Origin of the sequence: Mesorhizobium sp. M7A.F.Ca.CA.001.04.2.1, assembly GCF_003998485.1 — a bacterium.
In the GTDB taxonomy this organism is placed as follows: Bacteria; Pseudomonadota; Alphaproteobacteria; order Rhizobiales; family Rhizobiaceae; genus Mesorhizobium; species Mesorhizobium ciceri.
The window spans coordinates 24,058-44,004 of sequence record NZ_RZQT01000047.1 but is presented as its reverse complement, the minus strand read 5'-3'; the positions used below and the strand labels follow the sequence as shown (position 1 = coordinate 44,004).

Genomic DNA, 19,947 nt, shown 5'->3' with positions numbered 1-19,947 from the left:
GTGCACAGCCAGCTGCGCTCCAGCATCGACCGCAAGATGATGCCGCTGCGCCTGCGCACCGGCGTCCAGAACGAGCTGGTGCTGTCGGCCATGCCGAGCCGTTCCTCGACCGCGTCTTCCATGATGGCGATGGCCGACAGCACCGAGGACGTGGACTTCAAGGACCGCATGCGCCACCCCGCGGCGGCCGATCCGGCCGGCGGCATGTGGCTGTCGGACACCGAGCCGTCCTTCATCGATGCCGACGCCCTGCGCAAGGGCCGGCTGGCCAAGCTGCGCGGCTGGATGCGCGAGGCCGGCTATGGCGGCGTGGTGCTGTTCGATCCGTACAACCAGCGCTACGCCACCGGCTCGCGCAACATGTTCGGCTATTTCCTGCGCAACTCGACCCGCTATTTCTTTATCCCGACCGACGGGCCGATCGTGCTGTTCGAATATCCGCAGAGCTATCATGTCTCCATGGTGCTCGACACGATCGACGAGGCGCGGCCTTCCAAGTTGGTCTGGTCGTCGGTCTCGGGCCGCGACGACGAGACCGCAGGTCCGTTCGCCGACGAGATCGCCGAGCTTTTGAAAAAGCATGGCGGCGGCTCGATGAAGCTCGGCCTCGACCGCTGCAGCCATCTGCAGGCGCTGGCGCTGGAAAAGCGCGGCTGTGAGGTCAGGGATTGCCAGGGCGAGATTTTGGCGGTGCGCGCGGTGAAGACGCCGGAGGAAGTGAAATGCCTGCAGGTGTCGATGGCCGGCGCCGAGGCTGCCGTCTATGCGGTGCGTGAGGCGATCAAGCCTGGCGTTTCCGAAAACGACCTGTTCGCCATCATGTATGGCGAGGTCATCCGCCAAGGCGGCGAGTTCATCGAGACGCGGCTGCTGACATCAGGCCAGCGCACCAACCCCTGGTTCAACGAGGCCAGCGGCCGCAAGATCCGCCCCGGCGAACTCTTGGCGCTCGATACCGACACCATCGGCTGCTACGGCTATTATTCGGATTTCTCGCGCACCTTCCGCTGCGGGCCGGGCAAGCCGACGCCCTACCAGAAGTCGCTCTACCGCATGGCGCATGACCAGGTTCAGCACAACATTTCGATCGTCAAGCCCGGCATGGCCTTCCGCGAGATCGCCGAGCAGGCGTGGAAGATCCCCGACCGTTTCGTCGACCAGCGCTACACCTCGGTCATGCACGGCGTCGGCATGCATGGCGAAACGCCGTTCATCGCGCATGCCATGGATTACGAGACCTATGGCCGCGACGGCCATATCGTGCCAGGCATGGTGGTGAGCGTCGAAAGCTATATCGGCGAAAAGGGCGGCAGCGAGGGCGTCAAGCTGGAGGACGAGATCCTGATCACCGAGACGGGCACGGAGTTGCTGTCGCGCTTTCCTTATGAGGACGAGTTTCTGGAGACGCAGGTTTGATACGGGCAACCAATGAGCGCCTCGTTGCCTGGCGCCCCCCTCTGTCCCGCCGGCATACGGAAGGGTCTTTGACTGCCTCGCCCATGCATCACGCAGGCGCCGCATGAAAACGCCCATCTCCCTCAAGCTCGGCACCGTGGCCGCGATCTTCATCGACCTGCAGGAAGAGCACCGGCAGGACCCGCGCTACCTCGTCGAGGGCTTTCCCACGATCCTCGCCAACGTCCAGCGCCTGCAGGCGGCGGCGCGGCAGAACCATGTGCCGCTCTACCACTGGGCCTACATCGTCGATCTCGACAGCCAGGACCGCCCGTTTCATCCGCTCGGCGAGGACGGCAAGTCGGCCTTTTCCGACAAGAGCGATCCGCTGACCGAAATCTGCCATGAGGTGGCGCCGGCCAAGGGCGAGGCGCTGCTGATCAAGGCCGAGGCCAGTGCCTTTCGTTCGGGGCCGGCGGCGCGCGACATCAAGTCTTCAGGCATCGAATGGCTGGTTGTATCGGGCGTCTGGACCGAGGCCTGCATCGACGCGACGGTCAAGGATGCGGTGGCCAAAGGCTTTCGCGTGCTGCTGGTCAAGGATGCCTGCGGCAGCGGCAGCGCGGCCATGCACCAGACCGGTATCCTCAACCTCGCCAACCGGCTCTATGGCGGCGCCGTCACCGACACCGACGGCGCCTGCCGGCTGCTGGCGGGCGAGACCGTCACCGCCTGGCAGGTCGAGGGCTCGGTGCCGCTGCGTTTCAGCTTCGACAACGCGGCCGCGCTCTACGCCGATCTATGACGCGCGGCCCCTACGAAACACGGCTCGACCCGGCCCTTTGGGCCTATATCGACGCCGTCAATGCCTGGTATCCGCCCGAAATCATCGGCCTGCCGATCGACAAGCAGCGCGCCGTCTATGACCGGATGAGCCGGGCCTTCCACCAGGGCCGCCCGGCCGGCGTCAAGGCCAGCGACGGGCTGATCGCCGCCGCCGGCCGCGACATCCCGGTCCGGCGCTACCGGCTCGAGGGCAACGCCGCCCAGGCGATGGTGATCTACTACCACGGCGGCGGCTTCATCCTCGGCGGGCTCGAAAGCCATGACGACATCTGCGCCGAGCTCTGCGCCGGCACAGGTTTCGACGTGCTGTCGGTCGATTACCGGCTGGCGCCGGAGCATCTTCATCCCGCCGCCTTCGACGATGCGGTGGCCGCCTTCGAATGGGCAGCGGCGAGATCAGGCCTGCCGCTGGTGCTGTGCGGCGAAAGCGCCGGCGGCAATCTGGCCGCGGCGGTGGCGCAGGCGACGCGCCGCCACGCCAGCGCTGCCATCGGCCAGGTGCTGATCTACCCCGAGCTCGGCGGCGACGAGCGTGCCGGCTCCTACATCGAACACGCCGACGCGCCGCTGCTGTCGGTGGCCGACGTCGCCTTCTACCGCGACGTCCGCTCGGCCAGGCGCCAATCGCTGGACGATCCGACGTTTGCGCCGCTGCGCGACAAGGATTTCACCGGCCTGCCGCCGACGGTGATCGTCACCGCCCAATGCGACCCGCTGTCGTCGGATGGCGAGACCTACCGCGACCACATTGTGGCCGCCGGCGGCAAGGCGTGGTGGCACGAAGAGCCGAGGCTGGTGCACAGCTTCCTGCGCGCAAGGACGACGGTGCCGGCAGCCGCGGAAGCGTTTGCGCGGATTGTCGGCGCGGTTGGCGCGCTGGGCAGGGGCGAGTGGCCGTATTGAGCAGTTGCCGACGGTAAAGCGCCAATCTCCCCCCTTGAGGGGGAGATGCCCGGCAGGGCAGAGGGGGGCGCTGTCCCGCCGACCTACCTTTCTGATTGAAGTTCAGACTGACGTGTCTTGGTAACGAAGTGCACCGAAGGTTTGCGATCCTTGGCGCCCCCCTCTGTCCTGCCGGACATCTCCCCCTCAAGGGGGGAGATTAGCCCTGCGGAACCCCGCACAATCACTGCGGAAAAGCGAACACTCCGCAGCGTCACCCCGCTCTATCATTCCCCCTCAGGCAACGGCGCCCCGGCGGTCGCGTCCGCCCCCGCGCCTGTCGATCGGCCGGGGCGATTTTTCTGTGCATGCCATTGTCCCAAAACCGCTGGGCACTTTTGGGCGGCATGCATCAACAACAGGGGAACGACGATGAAATTCATGCTGACCGACCGCAAACTCCACCCGCAAGCCAAACCCGTGGCCGACGATTTCAAGGCCGGCGGCATCAACCGCCGCGAATATCTGGCGCTGATGGCCGGGCTCGGCGTCAGCGCCGCCGGGGCGCTGGCGCTGGGCGGACTTGGCACCATCCCTGCTCGCGCGGCGGAACCCAAGAAGGGCGGCGTCCTGCGCGTCGCCATGAACGTCAAGGGTTTCAAGGACCCGCGCACCTTCGACGGCGTCGAGATGTCGAATGTCGCCCGCCACTGCAACGAATATCTGGTGCGCTGGAACACCGACTTCTCCTTCGAGCCCTGGCTGCTCGAAAGCTGGGAGGCGAGCGACGACGCCAGGACGCTGACCCTGCATGTGCGCAAGGGCATCTCCTGGTCGAACGGCGATGCCTTCAACGCCGACGATGTCATCCACAACCTCACCCGCTGGTGCGATGCCTTGGTGCCCGGCAATTCGGTCGCCGCGCGCATGGGCGCGCTGGTCAATGCCGAAACCAAGAAGGTCGTCGATGGCGGCATCGAAAAGGTCGACGACTTCACCATCAAGCTGAACCTGCCGAAGCCCGACATCTCGCTGATCGCCGGCATGGCCGACTATCCGGCACTGATCATGCACCGCTCCTATGAGGGCGACGGCGATCCCCTGAAGGCGCTGGCCATCACCACCGGTCCCTGCGAGCTGGTCAGCTGGGATGCCGAGACGGGTGCCGAGGTGAAGCGCAAAGAAAAGCCCTGGTGGAAGGGCGAATTCCATCTCGACGGCATCAAATGGGTCGACTACGGCTCCGACCCCAACGCCATGCTCTCGGCCTTCGAATCCGGCGAGATCGACACCGACCACGAGACCGCTTCCGATGCCGTCTCGCAGACCGAGACGATGGGGCTGATGAATTCCGAGATCGCCACCGGCTCGACCATCGTCGCCCGCTTCAATGTCGCCAACGCGCCCTATGACGACGTCAAGGTGCGCCGCGCCGCCCAGCTCGCCGTCGACAATGCCGCCGTGCTGGCGCTCGGCCTCGGCGGCCGCGGCAAGCCCGCCGACAACCACCATGTCGGCCCCATGCACCCCGAATATGCCGATATCGGCCCGGCGAAGCGCGACGTCGAGCAGTCGAAGAAGCTGTTGGCCGAGGCCGGCAAATCAGACCACGAGTTCGAGCTCATCTCCGTCGACGTCGAATGGCAAAAGAGCACCGGCGACGCCATCGGCGCGCAGATGCGCGAGGCCGGCCTCAAGATCAAGCGCACCGTGCTGCCCGCCGCCACCTTCTGGAACGACTGGAGCAAATACCCCTTCTCCTGCACCGAATGGCTCGGCCGCCCGCTCGGCGTCCAGGTGCTGGCGCTGGCGTATAAATCCGGCGCCGCCTGGAACGAAAGCGCCTATGCCAATCCCGAATTCGACACGCTGCTCGACAAGGCGCTGGCCACCCCGGACGCCAAGACGCGCAAGGAGATCATGGCCGGCATCGAGAAGAACCTGCGCGATTCAGGCATCATCATCCAACCCTACTGGCGCTCGGTCTACCGGACGTACCGCAAGGGCGTGGAAGGTTGCGAACAGCACCAGGCGCTGGAGCAGCACTTTGATAAGGTGTGGATTGAGAGTTGAGAGGCGGTCCGCGCTAGCGGACGTAAAGCCAATTGCTTGGCTTTACGAGCCTCGAACGCTCTGAGCCTGCGAAGGGCCGGGCGACGGTGATGCGCCGGCATTTCTAACCTTCTCCCCTTGTGGGAGAAGGTGGATTGCCGCGCAGCGGCAAGACGGATGAGGGGTGTTCCAGCTTGGCGATACGCCAACAGTAAACGCCCTGAACCAGAGCAGAACCTTCACCGCCTCACTCCGTCACGCACCCCTCATCCGTCTCGGCGCTGCGCGCCGATCCACCTTCTCCCACAAGGGGAGAAGGTCAGAAGCGTCAGCGCCCCTTCAAGTGCAGGGCTAGCCGGTGGATCGCTGCGATCATCTGCGGGTTGAAAATGGCCGGCGCGAATGCCGGTGAGGCAGTTGCCTGAGCCCGCGCCGGCCACTGGCGAACCTGGGTCCGCCGCCCGGATTTTTTACCGCCCCGCCGATGCCCGATCAACCAGGCCGGACGCTTGGTACGCAAGCGAACAAAGCTTCACCGCTCCGCCCTCAGCAGCGTCCAGATCCAGCCGACAAAGGTCAGCACCAGGAACGGATAACCGGCGGCGGGCAGCGGTGCGGAGGTCGGCAGCAAGGGCGCACCCCAGAGGATCATGCAAGCCGAGACGACAAACAGCGCGGCGGCCACCAGCGCGGTGAGCCGCATCCACAGGGCAAATGTCCTGGGCACGCTGACCATGACCAGTGCCGCCGCCCAAAGCGAGATGCCGCCGACATAGGAGGGCACGCTGGCCTCCAGCCCCGCCGCATTGCCCGCCATTAGCAGGGTTTCGCCGGCCAGGAAGGTCAGGAACCCGGCAGCGATGCAGTCATGGCCCAGCCGCTGGTATTTCATCGTCAGCAGCGCGGTGGCGACCACCAGTGCGGCACCGTCGATCGTCCAGAGTGTTTCGCGAAGTGGGGCGCTGGCGACGAAGGTGCCGGCAAGGCCGAGAGAAGCGACGGTGTCTGATGTGGACGTGGGACGTTTCAAAGAATGGTCTGCTGCGCGGAGGTAACGCATCGGCCGGTGCGTATTTGACCGCATCGGGCAAGGCAACGACCGCTCGTAAGTGGCAGATCAGCAGTTATGTTCTCACGTGGATGTAAAGGATCAGAGGCCACGTACAATCGGAAGGAAGAAAATCTGTATTTAGATTTGCAGTCGTTGAAAATTTCAGCGACTCACTAGAGATTCTGCGCACGCGATATGGATCGCCGTTTTTAAGGGGATATCGAATGTCTTTGGAGCGTATCCACCTAAGAAAATTACTGAGATTTTTCTACCTGCCAACCAAAGCAAGAATCGCTGCTCTTCGGGACGACATCCGATCGGATCTCAGGAAGGATGCCGGCGTGGCGTCAGGGGGTGGGGATTATCATGTCCCTTTCTGGACAGACGCTAAACAGCACGCCGCAGGACAGGGAGATTTGCCTCAACTCACCCATAGCCGTGTCGCCGCGAATCCGCGCCGCCAGAGACTCTACCCTTTGCTGCAAGCAGGCTTTCTAACTTGGTGGAATGAGAAACGGCGTTGGATAAATGAGCCGTTTCAGATTTTAGACTATAGCGTGAAGAATCATTTTCGCCTGCCGACAGTCAACTGTGTCGTAAAAATCGAGAATTTGCTTTCCGTCAAAATCGGCGACGAATCTCACCGCCTAGTATATCCATACTTTAGCGAAGAGCCTGTGTTAAATGAGGAAGGATCTAGGCTAGGTATCTGGATACTCAGTCAGTCACTTCCGAATTTTTCGCCTAATGACTTCCGTGTGTTGGATGTCCTTCGAGGCACGTCTTTTGCAACAATCGATCACCCTCTGCAGGGAAATGAGGAGGCGCTGTTCATGGGCTACTATAATGCACTCCTAACTGAGTGGGAAAAACTTCGAGAGGAGTATCGCTAGAACGCGCCCCCTCTTGCTCGTCGCTTGCCCAAAAAGGAAGGCCGGAGCGTCATTGGGAACAAAGACTAATTTGATCGTGTGGCGAATAGCAGACTTGTCAATGGTTGGCCGGGCATACCCATCTCTGGCGTTTTTTGAATGTCATATTCGATGTCCGCTGCTCGTAGAGCTGCGATGAGAGTCTTCGCGTCCTCAGTCAGCATTTCTCCAGCATGCGATTGGACGGCTATTCCGGTGGGTGGTGGATTACCTAATCCCATCACACCGCCCTCCATCAGATCCCAACCAAGCTTCCTAAGCAAAGTACCAAATTGGGCATATATTTTACTGCTCTCGGAACTGCCCATATCTCTGATCAACTTGATAGATCCCGGCTTTTTGACGAGATGGGTCGAAAGAATTCTCGATTGCTCTGGGTCAAGGTTTCTTGGCTCCAGTGCGGCAAGCCGCCTCTCTAATCCAGAAATCAGGCTCCTAGCCTCGTCAGGTGTCGCGCCATTTAGCTTAGATTGATACTCGGCAATTCTCTCATCCTTTGCGATATGCCGATTTTCCAATGTAGCAATGTCACTTTTCAGATTTGAGATTGTCCTATTCAGCCACGTCCGCCCTACAGCTACGCCACCACCGCCTATGATGACGACCATAGTGACGAACACCCAAGGTGCTTCAATCACCACTGCCCAGTTATCTTTGAGAAATTGAATCGGATCATTCATGCTTAAATTCATAGCAGCGCGGCCATGGTACGTCACCGCATCCCTGCATTGGAGACATAATAAACATAGCGTGCTTCACATCGCGAATCGCGCTATGTTCATCATCTGTTCGAAGGAGGTCTATATGGCTAAGAACACAGGGGACGACTATCGTCGGGGTGCGGTAACCGGCAGAACCCAATTCCAGCACGAAAATGGCGATTGGCAAAAACGCGACGAGCGAAACGGCCAATTCATGGAGCGTAAATCCACGGAAGGCCCTTTCAAAGGTGTCGCGAAAGAGCCGGACGGTCGGGATACAAAGAATTCCTGACTCTGCACTGTTGGTGGCTAACCCCCACCGCGCAGCGTCCACGCCCCGCTGGCGGGGGGCCCGCTGCCTCCGGCAGCCCCGCTTTCGAAGATGATGACTTGGCGCGCTCAGCGCGCCAGCCGGCTTCTCAATCCCCCATCTTCAGCGCTTGGATAAACGCCTCCTGCGGGATATCCACCTTGCCGAACTGCCGCATCCGCTTCTTGCCTTCTTTCTGCTTGTCCAGCAGCTTGCGTTTGCGCGAGACGTCGCCGCCGTAGCATTTGGCGGTGACGTCCTTGCGCAGCGCGGAGATGGTTTCGCGGGCGATGACCTTGCCGCCGATGGCGGCCTGGATCGGGATCTTGAACAGGTGGTTCGGGATCAGCTCCTTCAGCTTCTCGCACATCTGCCTGCCGCGCTTTTCCGCCGCCGTGCGGTGGACCAGCATGGAAAGCGCGTCGACCGGCTCCTCATTGACCAGGATCGACATTTTTACCAGGTCGCCTTCGCGGTAGTCGGTCAGGTGATAGTCGAAGGAGGCGTAGCCCTTGGAGATCGACTTCAGCCGGTCGTAGAAATCGAAGACGACTTCGTTGAGCGGCAGATCGTAGATCAGCATGGCGCGCTTGCCGACATAGGACAGGTCGGCCTGGATGCCGCGCCGGTCCTGGCAGAGCTTCAGGATACCGCCGAGATAGTCGTCGGGGGTCAATATGGTGGCGCGGATCCACGGCTCCTCGATCGCCGAGATCTTCACCACGTCGGGCATGTCGGCCGGGTTGTGCAGTTCCTTCATTGAGCCGTCGGTCAGAGCCAGCCGATAAACGACGCTGGGTGCCGTGGCGATCAGGTCGAGGTTGAACTCGCGCTCCAGCCGCTCCTGGATGATTTCGAGATGTAAGAGGCCAAGGAAGCCGCAGCGATAGCCGAAGCCGAGCGCGGCGCTGGTCTCCATCTCAAAAGAGAAGCTGGCGTCGTTGAGGCGCAATTTGCCGACTGCGGCGCGCAGATCCTCGAAATCGGCGGCGTCGACCGGGAACAGGCCGCAGAACACCACCGGCTGCGCCGGCTTGAAGCCGGGCAGCGCCTTGGCGGTGGCGCGCTTGTCCTCGGTGATGGTGTCGCCGACGCGGGTGTCGGCCACTTCCTTGATCGAGCCGGTGAAGAAGCCGAACTCGCCGGGGCCGAGCTCGTCGACATTGATGCGCGCCGGCGTGAACACGCCGGTGCGCTCGACCAGATATTTGGCGTCGGTGCCCATCATGCGGATGGTCTGGCCCTTCTTCAGCACGCCGTCGATGACGCGCACCAGCACGATGACGCCGAGATAGGCGTCGTACCAGGAGTCGACCAGCATCGCCTTCAGGGGCGCCGTGGCGTCGCCTTCGCGCGGCGGCGGCAATTGGTGGACGATGGCCTCCAGGACATCCGGAATGCCGAGGCCGGTCTTGGCCGAGATCAGCACGGCGTTGGAGGCGTCGATGCCGATCACCTCCTCGACCTGCTCGCGGATGCGCTCGGGCTCGGCGGCCGGCAGGTCGACCTTGTTCAGCACCACGACGATCTCGTGGTTGTTGTCGATCGCCTGGTAGACATTGGCCAGCGTCTGCGCCTCGACGCCCTGGGAGGCATCGACGACCAGCAGCGAGCCCTCGCAGGCGGCCAGCGACCGCGACACTTCATAGGCGAAGTCGACATGGCCGGGCGTATCGATCAAGTTGAGGATATAGTCCTCGCCATTGTTGGCGCGGTATTTCAGCCGCACCGTCTGCGCCTTGATGGTGATGCCACGCTCGCGCTCGATGTCCATCGAGTCCAGCACCTGCTCCTTCATGTCGCGCAGCTCCAGCCCGCCGGTCAGCTGGATCAGCCTGTCGGCAAGCGTGGATTTGCCATGGTCGATATGGGCGACGATGGAGAAATTGCGGATGTGGTCGAGGGGCGTGCTCATGGCGCGCGTTTAGCAGGGGTGGCTTGCCCGAGCAAGCTGTGCGCCTTTGCCGGAGCAGGCAGCACGGGCGCCTGTCGCTTTTTTCGCGCTTTTCGCGAAAAATCTATAAATTTTAACCAAGCCCGTTAGAGCATAATTTGCGAACGGGATGTTAGCGGAGGGAAATATCTGATGTAAGGACGAAGGCATGCGGGGGCTTGCAGGCAGTTTTATCGAGTCGCGGAGCGGCTCGTTCGCACCGATACTCATTCTTGCCATGATACCGTTGATCACCGCGATCGGCTTTTCCGTCGACTACACCTCCGCTGTCCAGACCAGGTCGACCGAGCAGGCGGCACTCGACGCCGCGATCCTGTCGATCACCACGATGGATACGGCCTCGACGAAGCCGCAGCGCCAGGTGGCGATGCAGGCTTCCTACGTGGCCAATGGTGGACAGGGCACCGCGACGCTGAACAGCTTCGACGTCAGCGCCAACGGCACCGCCACCGCGCAGGCCTCGGCAAGTTTCGCCATGCCGACCGTGTTCATGCAGATCGCCAGGATTCCCACGGTAACGGTCGGCGTCGCGTCGGCGGTGAGCAAGACGCCGGCGCTGGTCGAAGCTACGTTCAATGTCGATCACGTTTCGGGCTACTGGAACAAGACCATGACTCTGTACGGCCTTCCCTACGGTTGGACCTCCACGACCACGCCGACGGCCATGATGAAGGCCAACTATAACTACAAAGCGTATAGTTATTCCTATACGAGCGGTGGTAAGACCTATACCGCTGCCGAGCCGAAAGGTTACGGGACGACAACTATTACCACGGGACCAACCGATACGCTGGTTCAGACCCAACTGTGCACGACAGTAGGATCAACAACCGATTTCACGGCCACTGCGGGAGTTTACAAAAGCACCGCGGTGGCAAAAAGCGGAAAAACGAACGGCTCCACCGTCTATTTCAAGACGACGTGCGCGACCACGAATTCCGCCGGAAACAGCAGTGGCGCAACAATCAACGTGAGCACGATGGACAAGCTCTATCTGCAGATGGATGTGCCGTCCGGGCCGGTCAACCCGCTCAGGTCGAACAATACAGACACGTCGAACCGGCTCTACCTCGGCGCCGGGTACAGCACCGCGGCACAAAAGGCCCTGAACCCTTCCAAATACCTCCCCGTCGAGGTTGCCAGCAACACGGTCGTCGACATCTTCGCCGTGGTGCCCTGCAGCGAGACCAGCGATCAGGCATGGGAAGACGGCGGCAACAATCCTCCACTGCCAGACGTTACGAACGCCGACTTCTTCTACAGCGTGATGGGCAAGTGCGACTTCAACAAGCGACCGTCCGACACACTGCTGACGCAGTAGAATTTGCCGATCCCCCCGTGCGGGGGAGATGGCCGGCAGGCCAGAGGGGGCGCTGTCCCGCCGGCTTTGCCATATCCGTCTCCCACTTTCTCTTACCGATCTGACCATCATTCTATTGTCGCTCGACGCTGCCATTGTGCCTCTGTTGGTGCTCTACGCCGCCCCCCTCTGTCCTGCCGGACATCTCCCCCACGAGGGGGGAGATCGGCTGTCGCGATCGCCGGTGCCGCTCTCCAGCGCAGCAAAGCGACGAACCTTCATCACAAACCGGTGAGCGCTGTAACGAAGGCGCCGACAGCGGCGAAGTGGGGATATCTGCGGTGCTTCCAGGCGCCGCCGCCCACGGAGCAAGCCGATGTCGCGATCCTGTACGTTCATCAAAGTGTCCAGCCTCTCGGCGATTGCGCTGGCAGCGTCGCTCGGTGCGGCGGCGGCCCAGCCGCTCAGCGTGGTCGAGCTGTTCACCAGCCAGGGCTGCTCGTCCTGCCCGCCGGCCAATGCCAATCTGATCAAGGTCAAGGACCAGCCCGGCGTGCTGGCGCTGTCGTTCAACGTCACCTATTGGGACTATCTCGGCTGGAAGGATATCTTCGGAAAACAGGAATTCACCCAGCGCCAGGTCAGCTACGAGCCGGCGCTCGGTCATGACGGGCCGTTCACGCCGCAAGTGGTGGTCAACGGCCATGCCGATGTCGTCGGTGCCGCACCCGGCGAAATCGAAAAGCTGATTGCGGCGAGCGGCCGGACAAGCGGCCCGGCATTGTCGCTCGATGACGGCAAGATCAGCATCGGCGCCGGCGCCGCACCTGGCGGCCACGCCGATGTCTGGCTGGTGCGCTATGCCAAGGGCGTCGTCGAGGTGCCTGTGGCGCGCGGCGAAAACACCGGCCGCACCTTGCCGCACGCCAATGTCGTGCATGCGCTGAAAAAACTCGGCAGCTGGACCGGCGCGGCAGCGACGTATCCGCTGCCCGCCGCTGCCGGCGGCCTGAGCACCGCCGTGCTCGTGCAGTCGCCCGGTGGCGGACCGATCCTGGCTGCCGCGACCGACTAGATCGCGCTTCGACAAGAGATTGCGCAACGCCGCATGGAGCGGCGCCGCATAGCACGGCCGCCAAGAGGGCGCGCCTTCACGACCAACCCAAGGAGATCATCATGACCATTTCCCGCCTGACGCTGCCGGCGCTCGCTCTCGCTCTGTGCTCGACGGCGCTGTTTGCCGGCGGCATTGCCCGTGCCGACGACGCGACCAATGCGATGAAGCCGGCTGCAAATGCCATGAAACCGGCCGCGGATGCGATGAAGCCGGCCGCAGACGCCATGAAACCTGCAACGGAGGCGATGAAGCCTGCCGACCCGATGGCCACCAATTCCATGAAGCCGGCGGCTGACGCCATGAAGCCGGCAACGGATGCGATGGCTCCGGCCAAGTAAAGGCGGTGCTGTTTCCGGCTTCGGTCCCGCGGGTCCGAAGCCGGATGCACGTGAAAGTGAGGCTTCGGCCGCAACTCGCCCGTCGCAAGATCGTATCTTATCCAATAGACTCCACATGATGGACGTCACAGGAGCTCAAGCCATGACCGACATTCAAAAACCAGTCATCAGACAATCGTCGAACGTCTTCCGCAGCGCGCTCGCCGTTCTTGCGCTGGCCGCCGCTGGCGCCGCCTTCTGGCTGACGCCGGCGGTTTCGGCCGAGGACGCGGTGAAGATCCCGCCGCCGGCACTCGACGAGAAGGCGGCCACCGGCACTGAAAAGGCAATCTTCGCCGGCGGTTGTTTCTGGGGCGTGCAGGGCGTGTTCCAGCACGTCAAGGGCGTGACCAGGGCCGTCTCCGGCTACACCGGCGGCGACAAGGACACCGCCGTCTACGAGACGGTCGGCTCAGGCCGTACCGGGCATGCCGAATCCGTCGAGATCACCTACGATCCGTCGAAGGTGACCTACGGCCAGCTGCTGCAGGTCTATTTCTCGGTCGCCCACAACCCGACCCAGCTGAATTTCCAGGGTCCGGACTCCGGCACGCAGTACCGCTCGACGATCTTCGCCGAAAACGATGCCCAAAAGAAGATCGCGCAAAGCTACATCGCCCAGCTCGACCAGGCCAAGGTGTTCCCGGAGCCGATCGTCACCACGCTGGAAACCGGCAAGACCTTCTATCCGGCCGAGAACTATCATCAGGACTTCCTGACGCTGAACCCGACCTATCCCTACATCGTCTACAACGACCTGCCCAAGGTGGCGAACCTGAAGGCCCTGTTCCCGGCGCTCTATAGCGAGAAGCCGGTGCTGGTGCTGGCGGCGAGCAATTGAGTTGAGTGCGAGAAGCGGGGGTGGGGTGTGCCAAGGGCGGCGACGCCCCGTCCGTTCGCCATCCTAGGGCGAAGCAAGGAGCGAAGCGACGCGGCGCAGACCCTAGGATGACGAAGGCGTGGGACTCTGCGGCCAATTTCGAGGGTTGGCTCCACCAACCTCGCTGCCAGCCGGCCTCCACCTTGCCGCTAGCCAGCCGCAACCTTCAGCCACAGCGCCTTTTCGCCAAGCGTGGCGACCATGCCGGCGTGCGCGGCGCGTTCGGCTTCGGTGACGCGCGGCAGCAGGGGTGCCGGGCGCTGGCTGATGATGATCTCGATCTGGCGGACATTCTCGCCCTGGGCCGGCGCGGTGGCGCTATCGAGGATAAGGGCCGCCTGCTTGCCGCCGATCAGTTCGATATAGACCTCGGCCAGCAATTCGGAATCGAGCAGGGCGCCGTGCTTGGTGCGCTTGGTGTTGTCGATGCCGTAGCGCCGGCAGAGCGCATCGAGCGAATTAGGACCCATCGGGTGCTTGCGGCGCGCCAGCGCCAGCGTGTCGACGACGACGCCGTTGTCGATGACAGGGTGACCCAGCCGGCCGAATTCGACGTTGAGGAAGCCGACATCGAAAGTGGCGTTGTGGGCGACCAGCTTGGCGCCGTCGGTGAAATCCAGCCACTCCTGCACGATCTCGGCGAAGGTCGGCTTGCCCGCGAGGTCCGCCGCGCTGATGCCGTGCACCGCCTGTGCCTCGGCATGGATCGCGCGGCCTTGCGGGTTGATGTAGTGGTGGAAGGTCCTGCCGGTCGGGAAACGGTTGACCAGTTCGACGCCGCCCAGCTCGATCACGCGGTCGTCGCGCGAATCGAGGCCGGTGGTTTCCGTGTCGAAGATGATCTCACGCATCGAATCAGTCGCTCCAAAGGAGCAGAATCATGAGAGCGGAACAAAATGGCAATGAGAAACTATGATGGCCAGGGCAATCGCACAGGTTTGCGCCACCCCTCATCGCCCTGCACCTTTCCTCTCCCCCGTCGATCGGGGGAGAGGTGTCGAGCGAAGCCGGCAGGCAGATAAGCGGCTCTCACATCGACAGCTGGCGGTCGAGCGGTGGGCTCAACCACCTGGCTTGCCAACCCCTATCAGCTGGCTGATGATTGCAGCGACCTCCGCCCGCGCGGCGTCCATCCCCTGGCCGGTGTCGACGATGAAATCGGCCTGACGGCGCTTTTCCGCGTCCGGCACCTGCTTGGCCAGGATCGACGCCAGCTTTTCCTCCGTCATGCCGGGCCGTGCCAGCACGCGTTCGCGCTGGGTCTCGGCCGGGGCGGTGACGACGACGACCTTGTCGACGCGGTTGCGGCCGCCGGTTTCGAACAGCAGGGGGATGTCGAGGACGGCGATCGGCGCGCCTGATCCACGATGCCTGGCCAGAAAGGCATCGGCATCGGCGCGCACCAGCGGGTGGATGATGGTCTCCAGCCGCTTCAGCGCCGCGGCATCGCCGAGCACGCGCGCGCCAAGTTTGGCACGATCGACCACGCCGGCGGATGTGGTGCCGGGAAAGGCGGCCTCGACCAGGGGTGCTGCCTTGCCGGCATAGAGGCGATGCACCGTCTCGTCGGAATCATGGACCGGCACGCCGGCGTCAGTGAACATCCTGGCTGTGGTCGACTTGCCCATGCCGATCGAGCCGGTGAGGCCGAGCACGATCATGGCTTCGGCACCAGATCGGCGACGATCAGGGCCCGAAGTTCGGCCGTCACCCGCGGCCTGATGCCGAACCAGCGCTCGAAGCCAGGCACGGCCTGATGCAGAAGCATGCCGAGACCGTCGACCGTCTTCAGATTTCGCGCGCGGGCGGCCGCGAGCAGCGGCGTCTCCAGCGGCACATAGACGATGTCGGTGACGATGGCATGGTCGGGCAGCCGGGCGGGATCCGCCGACAGGCCTTCATTGCCATGCATGCCGAGCGCGGTGGTGTTGACCAGCAGGCCGGCATCGCCGAGCAGTTCGTTGGTCGCCGCCATGCCATGCGCCGAGACACCGGCGCCGAAACGATCGCGCAATTCCTGCGCTCGGGCCAGAGTGCGGTTGACGATGCGGATGTCGGCAACGCCGCGCTCCTTCAGCGCATGGATGACGGCGCGCGACGCGCCGCCGGCGCCGAGCACCACCGCCGGACCCTTGCTTGCCCAGCCCGGTGCATGATCGTCGAGGTTGGCGGCAAAGCCGTGACCGTCAGTGTTGCCGCCCCACAGGATGCCGTCCTCGAACCACAGCGTGTTGACGGCGCCGATTTCTTGCGCCGCCTGGTCGCGGCGTTCGGCCAATGCGAAGGCCGCTTCCTTGTGCGGGATGGTGATGTTGCCGCCGCGGTAATTGTTTGCCTGCAATGTTTCCACGAACACGGCAAAGTCTTGCGGCGCGACATCGATGGCCTGGTAGCTTCCGTCGATGCCATGTTTGGCCAGCCAGTGGCCATGGATCTTCGGCGAGCGCGAATGCTTGACCGGATGGCCCGACACGAAGGCTTTTTTCGACGCCTCAGCCATCGATCGCCCCCAGGTCTCGCAGTTCGGCCAGCAGCGGCAACAGCGGCAGGCCGACAATGGTGAAATGATCGCCCTCGATTTTCTCGAACAATTGAATGCCTTCGCCTTCGATCTGATAGGCGCCGACGCTTCCCAGCGCCTTGGTGCCGACGCGGGCGAGGTGGCGGCCGATGAAGGCGGGGTCGAGCTTGCGCATGGTCATCGAAGCGATGCCGACATGGCGCCACAAAATCTTGCCGTCGCGAACCAGCACGGCGGCGCTGTTCAACTGATGGGTCTTGCCCGACAGCGCCAGCAAATGACGGCGGGCACCCTCCATGTCAGCCGGCTTGTGGAACACCCCGTCGCCGAGCGACAGCGTCTGGTCGCAGCCCAGCACCAGGGCGCCCGGCCTGCGCTCGCTGACTTCGGTCGCCTTAGCCTCGGCCAGCACCAGGGCGACGTCCTCGGGCGAGACGCCGCTATCCTGCAAAGGCGACTCGAGCGCGCGCTCGTCGACATCGGCCGGCACCGCCTCGACATCGACGCCGGCATTGACCAGCATCGCCTTGCGGAACGGACTGCCGGAAGCGAGGATGAGTTTTTCGGTCATGCTGATTCACCCATGTTGGCGCTCCGTCACGCACCCCTCATCCGACCGAGCTTCGCTCGGCCACCTTCTCCCACAAGGGGAGAAGGGAAGTCCCGCGCGTACGCCGCTGCAAATCGCCAACTGGCGGTATCTTGCGGAGACGACGGTGCCACGTTCTTCCTTCTCCCCTTGTGGGAGAAGGTGGCCTCGCGAAGCGAGGTCGGATGAGGGGTGCTGGTGCTCACTTATCTTACCTGCCCTATCTATTCTTCCCCCGCAGGGCAACGATGGCCGCCGCCGTTTCCTCGATCGAGCGGCGGCTGACGTCGATCATCGGCCAGCCATGCCGCGTGCAGATCTTGCGGGCGTAGGCGAGCTCTTCGCTGATCGCCGCGCGATCGACATAGTCTGATGCCTCATACGAGCTGCTGTTGCCGAGGATGCGGTTTTGCCGGACGTGCGAGATGCGCTCGGCGGTGGCGATCAGCCCGACGATGAGCGGCTTGCTGGCGGCAACCAGGCTTTCCGGCACCGGCACACCGAGCACGATCGGGATGTTGGCGGTCTTGATGCCGCGGTTGGCGAGGTAGATGCTGGTCGGCGTCTTCGACGTGCGAGAAATGCCGATCAGCACGACATCGGCATCGTCCATGTTGAGCGGCAGCTGGCCGTCATCATGGTCCATGGTGAAATTGAGCGCATCGATGCGGCGGAAGTATTCGGCGTCGAGAACATGCTGGGCGCCGACGCGGCGGCCGGCGGGGGTGCCGAGATAGGACTGGAACACGGTCAGCACCGGCTCCAGCACCGACACACAGGGCAGGCCCATGGCCGCGCAGCGCTCGTCGATGCCGCGCGCCAGCTTCTGGTCCACGACCGTATAGAGGATGATGCCCGGCTCTTCCTCGATGTCCTCGAACACCTTCGCCACCTGCTTTTCGGTGCGGATGAGCGGATAGATATGCTCGATGGCGCGCGCATCCTTGTACTGCGCCGAAGCCGCCCGGCCGGCGGCGAGCAGCGTTTCGCCGGTCGCGTCGGAAATCAGGTGCAGATGGAAGAAGCTCTGGGGTTTGTTCACAGGGGGTCACCTGGGGCTGTGGGCTTCTGTGGATAAAGCGGGACGAAAAGACGGGTCGGTCGGAGGCGACTGTATCAGATGGCAGTTTGTCCACAATTCGATGCGCTGTCAGCTTCGTCGGGCGACTGGGGACAAGTTTGGGGACGGCTTTTTTCGCCTACAGTCCGTCCACAGGACCTGCCTTTCACCGCTCTGCCTAACGCTTTGACTCGATTGATCGATTCCGACCTATCCCCAGAACCCTACATCAGGGAAAAAGAAGCACGCGACAATATGTTGGCTGGTGTTTTCCGGGGCAAAGCGGGACAGGTGGCAATCACCAGAACCAACAGACTCTTAGAATCAGAAGAATCTTAGATATAAGAATCTTTGATTATAGAAGAGGCCGGGAGAAGCGAGCGCTCGATGCCCCAGAACCGGATCATGCTGGATGTCCTGAAGGGCAAGGCTCATTTTCCGCCTCCGCTCTGGATGATGCGTCAGGCAGGGCGTTATCTGCCGGAGTATCGGGAGACACGCAGGCGAGCAGGCTCGTTCCTCGATCTCTGCTATGATCCAGACCTTGCCGTCGAAGTGACCTTGCAACCGATCGAGCGCTTCGGCTTCGATGCTTCGATCCTGTTTTCCGATATCCTTGTCGTTCCGCATGCGCTTGGCCGTGACGTCCGTTTCGAAGAGGGCAGAGGGCCGCTGCTGACGCCGATCACCGCGCCGCAGATTCTGGCTCTGGAAGGCAAGGTGTTTCACGTGAATCTCGAACCGGTCTACGAGACGGTTCGCCGGTTGCGGGCCAAATTGCCCGACGAGACAACCCTGATCGGCTTCTGCGGCGCGCCGTGGACGGTGGCGACCTACATGATTGCCGGCCATGGCACGCCCGACCAGGCGCCGGCGCGGCTTTTTGCCTATCGCGAGCCGGTGGCCTTTCAACGATTGCTGAAGGTGCTTGCCGAACATTCGGCCGCCTATCTCATCCGCCAGATCGAGGCGGGCGCGGATGTGGTGCAGATTTTCGATTCCTGGTCCGGCGTGCTGGACGATGAAACTTTCGATTTGTTCTGCGTTCAGCCGATGGCCGAGATCGTTGGCCGGGTGCGGGCGGTTTATCCCGATGTCCCGATCATCGGTTTTCCCAAGGGCGCCGGTTCGCGCTACCGGACCTATCGACAGAAGACCGGCGTGACGGCGCTGGGGATCGACTGGACGGTGCCCCTGATCGCGGCGAAGGAATTGCAGCGCTCGGGTGCGGTTCAGGGCAATCTCGATCCCTTGCGGCTCGTGGCTGGCGGCAAGGCGCTGTCGGATGGCGTCGAGGCGATCCTGAGAGCGCTGGGAGACGGGCCGCTGATCTTCAACCTCGGTCACGGCATCACGCCGGAGACGCCGATCGCCCATGTCGAGGCGATGGTGAAACAGGTGCGGAGCGCGACACGCTGATGGCTCAGATGAACAACACGAACAGCACCGGCCAGGCGATGATGCGCATGATATCAGGTATCGCCGTGCTGATCGTTTTCACCGCGCTTTTGTATTTCGCGGCACCCGACAGTTTTTACCCCTGGGCCAAGGCGATCCATATCCTCGCCGTCATCTCGTGGATGGCGGGCATGCTCTATCTGCCGCGGCTGCTGGTCTACCACACCGATGCCGAGAAGGGCTCGGTGCAGTCGGAAACCTTCAAGGTGATGGAGCGGCGCCTGCTGCGCGGCATCATCAACCCGGCGATGATCGTCACCTGGGTGTTCGGCCTGTGGCTCGCCTGGAAGGGTTTCGGTTTCCAGGGCGGCTGGCTGCACGCCAAGATCGGAGCGGTGCTTTTGCTGTCCGCCGTTCATGGCTATCTGGCCGGCGCGGTGCGCAAATTCGCCGAGGACCGTAATGAAAAACCGGCCAGGCACTGGCGGATGGTCAACGAGATCCCCACATTGCTGATGATCGCAATCGTCATCCTGGTGGTGGTCAAGCCGTTCTGATGCATGTCGCTCAAAAACGGCCAGG

General features: G+C 62.7%; 20 protein-coding genes. 12 read left to right on the top strand and 8 right to left on the bottom strand.

What is annotated here, in order from left to right:
* Positions 1-120 precede the first annotated feature (120 nt).
* The 4 genes from EN955_RS16865 to EN955_RS16850 all read left to right on the top strand — a co-directional run bounded on the left by EN955_RS16865 (position 121) and on the right by EN955_RS16850 (position 5,196).
* The gene (locus EN955_RS16865) at positions 121-1,416 is read left to right on the top strand and encodes a Xaa-Pro peptidase family protein (RefSeq protein WP_127223437.1); all 1,296 of its coding nucleotides are present in this window, start codon (positions 121-123) and stop codon (positions 1,414-1,416) included.
* A 103-nt stretch (positions 1,417-1,519) separates the two neighbouring features.
* Complete coding sequence (locus EN955_RS16860; RefSeq protein WP_024504107.1) at positions 1,520-2,200, top strand: isochorismatase family protein; 681 nt, start codon at positions 1,520-1,522, stop codon at positions 2,198-2,200.
* Entirely contained in the window at positions 2,197-3,144 is a 948-nt protein-coding gene (locus tag EN955_RS16855; RefSeq protein WP_024504106.1) for an alpha/beta hydrolase, read from the top strand. The genes EN955_RS16860 and EN955_RS16855 overlap by 4 nt, the downstream gene beginning before the upstream one ends.
* Before the next feature lie 411 nt (positions 3,145-3,555).
* Positions 3,556-5,196 (top strand): ABC transporter substrate-binding protein, encoded by a 1,641-nt coding sequence (locus EN955_RS16850; RefSeq protein WP_024504105.1) that lies wholly within the window; start codon positions 3,556-3,558, stop codon positions 5,194-5,196.
* Positions 5,197-5,707: 511 nt separating this feature from the next.
* On the opposite strand, the gene EN955_RS34820 is transcribed toward EN955_RS16850, so the two are convergent.
* Positions 5,708-6,205 (bottom strand): hypothetical protein, encoded by a 498-nt coding sequence (locus tag EN955_RS34820; protein ID WP_024504104.1) that lies wholly within the window; start codon positions 6,203-6,205, stop codon positions 5,708-5,710.
* A gap of 245 nt (positions 6,206-6,450) precedes the next feature.
* Here EN955_RS34820 and EN955_RS16840 point away from each other — a divergent pair, with 245 nt between their 5' ends.
* Positions 6,451-7,119: a hypothetical protein gene (locus tag EN955_RS16840; RefSeq protein WP_024504103.1), complete on the top strand. Its 669-nt coding sequence runs from the start codon at positions 6,451-6,453 to the stop codon at positions 7,117-7,119.
* Between the two features lie 65 nt (positions 7,120-7,184).
* Here EN955_RS16840 and EN955_RS16835 read toward each other — a convergent pair whose 3' ends face one another.
* Complete coding sequence (locus tag EN955_RS16835) at positions 7,185-7,838, bottom strand: hypothetical protein (protein WP_024504102.1); 654 nt, start codon at positions 7,836-7,838, stop codon at positions 7,185-7,187.
* A 124-nt stretch (positions 7,839-7,962) separates the two neighbouring features.
* Here EN955_RS16835 and EN955_RS16830 point away from each other — a divergent pair, with 124 nt between their 5' ends.
* Positions 7,963-8,151: a hypothetical protein gene (locus EN955_RS16830; RefSeq protein ID WP_024504101.1), complete on the top strand. Its 189-nt coding sequence runs from the start codon at positions 7,963-7,965 to the stop codon at positions 8,149-8,151.
* A 127-nt stretch (positions 8,152-8,278) separates the two neighbouring features.
* On the opposite strand, the gene lepA is transcribed toward EN955_RS16830, so the two are convergent.
* Entirely contained in the window at positions 8,279-10,084 is a 1,806-nt protein-coding gene (gene lepA, locus EN955_RS16825; protein ID WP_024504100.1) for a translation elongation factor 4, read from the bottom strand.
* Positions 10,085-10,271: 187 nt separating this feature from the next.
* On the opposite strand from lepA, the gene EN955_RS16820 reads away from it, so the two are divergent.
* The 4 genes from EN955_RS16820 (at position 10,272) to msrA (ending at position 13,758) form a co-directional block, all read left to right on the top strand.
* The gene (locus EN955_RS16820) at positions 10,272-11,444 is read left to right on the top strand and encodes a TadE/TadG family type IV pilus assembly protein (RefSeq protein ID WP_024504099.1); all 1,173 of its coding nucleotides are present in this window, start codon (positions 10,272-10,274) and stop codon (positions 11,442-11,444) included.
* A gap of 355 nt (positions 11,445-11,799) precedes the next feature.
* Positions 11,800-12,498, top strand: a complete 699-nt coding sequence (locus tag EN955_RS16815) for a DUF1223 domain-containing protein (protein WP_024504098.1) — start codon at positions 11,800-11,802, stop codon at positions 12,496-12,498.
* Between the two features lie 101 nt (positions 12,499-12,599).
* A complete protein-coding gene (locus EN955_RS16810; RefSeq protein WP_013528689.1) occupies positions 12,600-12,878 on the top strand; it encodes a hypothetical protein in 279 nt (92 codons plus the stop codon).
* A gap of 142 nt (positions 12,879-13,020) precedes the next feature.
* On the top strand, positions 13,021-13,758 hold the full coding sequence (gene msrA, locus EN955_RS16805) for a peptide-methionine (S)-S-oxide reductase MsrA (protein WP_024504097.1): 738 nt from the start codon (positions 13,021-13,023) through the stop codon (positions 13,756-13,758).
* A gap of 188 nt (positions 13,759-13,946) precedes the next feature.
* Here the strand turns inward: msrA and dnaQ are convergent, their stop codons facing one another.
* From dnaQ to EN955_RS16780, 5 genes are all read right to left on the bottom strand, one after another.
* Positions 13,947-14,648 (bottom strand): DNA polymerase III subunit epsilon, encoded by a 702-nt coding sequence (gene dnaQ / locus EN955_RS16800; protein ID WP_024504096.1) that lies wholly within the window; start codon positions 14,646-14,648, stop codon positions 13,947-13,949.
* 210 nt (positions 14,649-14,858) lie between these two features.
* Positions 14,859-15,458: a dephospho-CoA kinase gene (gene coaE, locus EN955_RS16795; RefSeq protein ID WP_024504095.1), complete on the bottom strand. Its 600-nt coding sequence runs from the start codon at positions 15,456-15,458 to the stop codon at positions 14,859-14,861.
* Positions 15,455-16,297 (bottom strand): shikimate dehydrogenase, encoded by an 843-nt coding sequence (locus EN955_RS16790; protein ID WP_024504094.1) that lies wholly within the window; start codon positions 16,295-16,297, stop codon positions 15,455-15,457. Before EN955_RS16790 ends, coaE begins: the two co-directional genes overlap by 4 nt.
* Complete coding sequence (locus EN955_RS16785; RefSeq protein ID WP_024504093.1) at positions 16,290-16,889, bottom strand: Maf-like protein; 600 nt, start codon at positions 16,887-16,889, stop codon at positions 16,290-16,292. Before EN955_RS16785 ends, EN955_RS16790 begins: the two co-directional genes overlap by 8 nt.
* Positions 16,890-17,127: 238 nt before the next feature.
* Entirely contained in the window at positions 17,128-17,949 is an 822-nt protein-coding gene (locus tag EN955_RS16780) for a pyruvate, water dikinase regulatory protein (RefSeq protein WP_013528729.1), read from the bottom strand.
* Positions 17,950-18,354: 405 nt separating this feature from the next.
* Here EN955_RS16780 and hemE point away from each other — a divergent pair, with 405 nt between their 5' ends.
* Both hemE and hemJ read left to right on the top strand, forming a co-directional pair.
* Positions 18,355-19,386 (top strand): uroporphyrinogen decarboxylase, encoded by a 1,032-nt coding sequence (gene hemE / locus EN955_RS16775; RefSeq protein WP_024504092.1) that lies wholly within the window; start codon positions 18,355-18,357, stop codon positions 19,384-19,386.
* On the top strand, positions 19,386-19,922 hold the full coding sequence (hemJ, locus tag EN955_RS16770) for a protoporphyrinogen oxidase HemJ (protein ID WP_024504091.1): 537 nt from the start codon (positions 19,386-19,388) through the stop codon (positions 19,920-19,922). Before hemE ends, hemJ begins: the two co-directional genes overlap by 1 nt.
* The last annotated feature ends 25 nt before the right edge of the window (positions 19,923-19,947 follow it).

What these genes read in the sequence shown, in the direction of transcription:
- EN955_RS16865 (WP_127223437.1), top strand. Translation starts at nt 121, where the DNA reads ATGATGGCGATGGCCGACAGCACCGAGGACGTGGACTTCAAGGACCGC.
- EN955_RS16860 (WP_024504107.1), top strand. Translation starts at nt 1,520, where the DNA reads ATGAAAACGCCCATCTCCCTCAAGCTCGGCACCGTGGCCGCGATCTTC.
- EN955_RS16855 (WP_024504106.1), top strand. Translation starts at nt 2,197, where the DNA reads ATGACGCGCGGCCCCTACGAAACACGGCTCGACCCGGCCCTTTGGGCC.
- EN955_RS16850 (WP_024504105.1), top strand. Translation starts at nt 3,556, where the DNA reads ATGAAATTCATGCTGACCGACCGCAAACTCCACCCGCAAGCCAAACCC.
- EN955_RS16840 (WP_024504103.1), top strand. Translation starts at nt 6,451, where the DNA reads ATGTCTTTGGAGCGTATCCACCTAAGAAAATTACTGAGATTTTTCTAC.
- EN955_RS16835 (WP_024504102.1), bottom strand. Translation starts at nt 7,838, where the DNA reads ATGAATGATCCGATTCAATTTCTCAAAGATAACTGGGCAGTGGTGATT.
- EN955_RS16830 (WP_024504101.1), top strand. Translation starts at nt 7,963, where the DNA reads ATGGCTAAGAACACAGGGGACGACTATCGTCGGGGTGCGGTAACCGGC.
- lepA (WP_024504100.1), bottom strand. Translation starts at nt 10,084, where the DNA reads ATGAGCACGCCCCTCGACCACATCCGCAATTTCTCCATCGTCGCCCAT.
- EN955_RS16820 (WP_024504099.1), top strand. Translation starts at nt 10,272, where the DNA reads ATGCGGGGGCTTGCAGGCAGTTTTATCGAGTCGCGGAGCGGCTCGTTC.
- EN955_RS16815 (WP_024504098.1), top strand. Translation starts at nt 11,800, where the DNA reads ATGTCGCGATCCTGTACGTTCATCAAAGTGTCCAGCCTCTCGGCGATT.
- EN955_RS16810 (WP_013528689.1), top strand. Translation starts at nt 12,600, where the DNA reads ATGACCATTTCCCGCCTGACGCTGCCGGCGCTCGCTCTCGCTCTGTGC.
- msrA (WP_024504097.1), top strand. Translation starts at nt 13,021, where the DNA reads ATGACCGACATTCAAAAACCAGTCATCAGACAATCGTCGAACGTCTTC.
- dnaQ (WP_024504096.1), bottom strand. Translation starts at nt 14,648, where the DNA reads ATGCGTGAGATCATCTTCGACACGGAAACCACCGGCCTCGATTCGCGC.
- coaE (WP_024504095.1), bottom strand. Translation starts at nt 15,458, where the DNA reads ATGATCGTGCTCGGCCTCACCGGCTCGATCGGCATGGGCAAGTCGACC.
- EN955_RS16790 (WP_024504094.1), bottom strand. Translation starts at nt 16,297, where the DNA reads ATGGCTGAGGCGTCGAAAAAAGCCTTCGTGTCGGGCCATCCGGTCAAG.
- EN955_RS16785 (WP_024504093.1), bottom strand. Translation starts at nt 16,889, where the DNA reads ATGACCGAAAAACTCATCCTCGCTTCCGGCAGTCCGTTCCGCAAGGCG.
- hemE (WP_024504092.1), top strand. Translation starts at nt 18,355, where the DNA reads ATGCCCCAGAACCGGATCATGCTGGATGTCCTGAAGGGCAAGGCTCAT.
- hemJ (WP_024504091.1), top strand. Translation starts at nt 19,386, where the DNA reads ATGGCTCAGATGAACAACACGAACAGCACCGGCCAGGCGATGATGCGC.